Below are 1,259 nucleotides of genomic sequence, written 5' to 3'. Positions count from 1 at the left end.
TCACTATCGTCCGTTACTGGATTACCGCTTGGGTCATCACTATCGGCTATCGCCTGATTCGTTACGATACCTGCATCAATATCAGCCTGAGTGATCGCATAGGTCGCTGTATAAACTATCGTTCCACTACCTACTACCATATCTTCTAAGTCGGCTTCTCCGTCTTGGTCTGTTCCTCCACTGACATAGGTCGGTGTTGGTAAGGTACCCGTTCCTGTAAAGTCCGCTGCGTCTTCTGTGACACTAACATCAAATAAGGTCGTGTTACCTGTGTTGGTGACTGTATAGGTATACGTTATTATGTCACCCGGTGTGGCGATGCCGTCAACTCCTAGGTCTAAACTACTGGTCTTCTCTATAGCGATGCTTGCTGCCTGTGGAATCGTCGTATCTGTTGGATCGTCCGTTCCGGTTGGATCTGCTGGATCATCACTATCGTCCGTTACTGGATTACCGCTTGGGTCATCACTATCGGCTATCGCCTGATTCGTTACGATACCTGCATCAATATCAGCCTGGGTGATCGCATAGGTCGCTGTGTAAACTATCGTTCCACTACCTACTACCATATCTTCTAAGTCGGCTTCTCCGTCTTGGTCTGTTCCTCCACTAACATAGGTCGGTGTTGGTAAGGTACCCGTTCCTGTAAAGTCCGCTGCGTCTTCTGTGACACTAACATCAAATAAGGTCGTGTTACCTGTGTTGGTTACTGTATACGTGTAAGTAATGATATCTCCTACACTGGCTACTCCATCAACTCCTAGGTCTAAACTACTGGTCTTCTCTATAGCGATGCTTGCTGCCTGTGGAATCGTCGTATCTGTTGGATCGTCCGTTCCGGTTGGATCTGCTGGATCATCACTATCGTCCGTTACTGGATTACCGCTTGGGTCATCACTATCGGCTATCGCCTGATTCGTTACGATACCTGCATCAATATCAGCCTGGGTGATCGCATAGGTCGCTGTGTAAACTATCGTTCCACTACCTACTACCATATCTTCTAAGTCGGCTTCTCCGTCTTCGTCCGTTCCTCCACTGACATAGGTCGGTGTTGGTAAGGTCCCCGTTCCTGTAAAGTCCGCTACGTCTTCTGTGACACTAACATCAAATAAGGTCGTGTTACCTGTGTTGGTGACTGTATAGGTATACGTTATTATGTCACCCGGTGTGGCGATGCCGTCAACTCCTAGGTCTAAACTACTGGTCTTCTCTATAGCGATGCTTGCTGCCTGTGGAATCGTCGTATCTGTTGGATC

Annotated in this window: 1 protein-coding gene; it reads right to left on the bottom strand. The window is 48.0% G+C overall.

What is annotated here, in order from left to right; translation table 11 throughout:
* The coding region (locus tag F1003_RS15470) for a CLIPPER-2 domain-containing protein (RefSeq protein WP_202913904.1) at positions 1-1,259 on the bottom strand (1,259 nt) is incomplete at both ends.

Origin of the sequence: Winogradskyella ouciana (genome assembly GCF_009709615.1) — a bacterium.
Taxonomy (GTDB): domain Bacteria; phylum Bacteroidota; class Bacteroidia; order Flavobacteriales; family Flavobacteriaceae; genus Winogradskyella; species Winogradskyella ouciana.
Note: the sequence above shows the minus strand (reverse complement) of the source record. Positions and strands in the feature narration are given on the sequence as shown.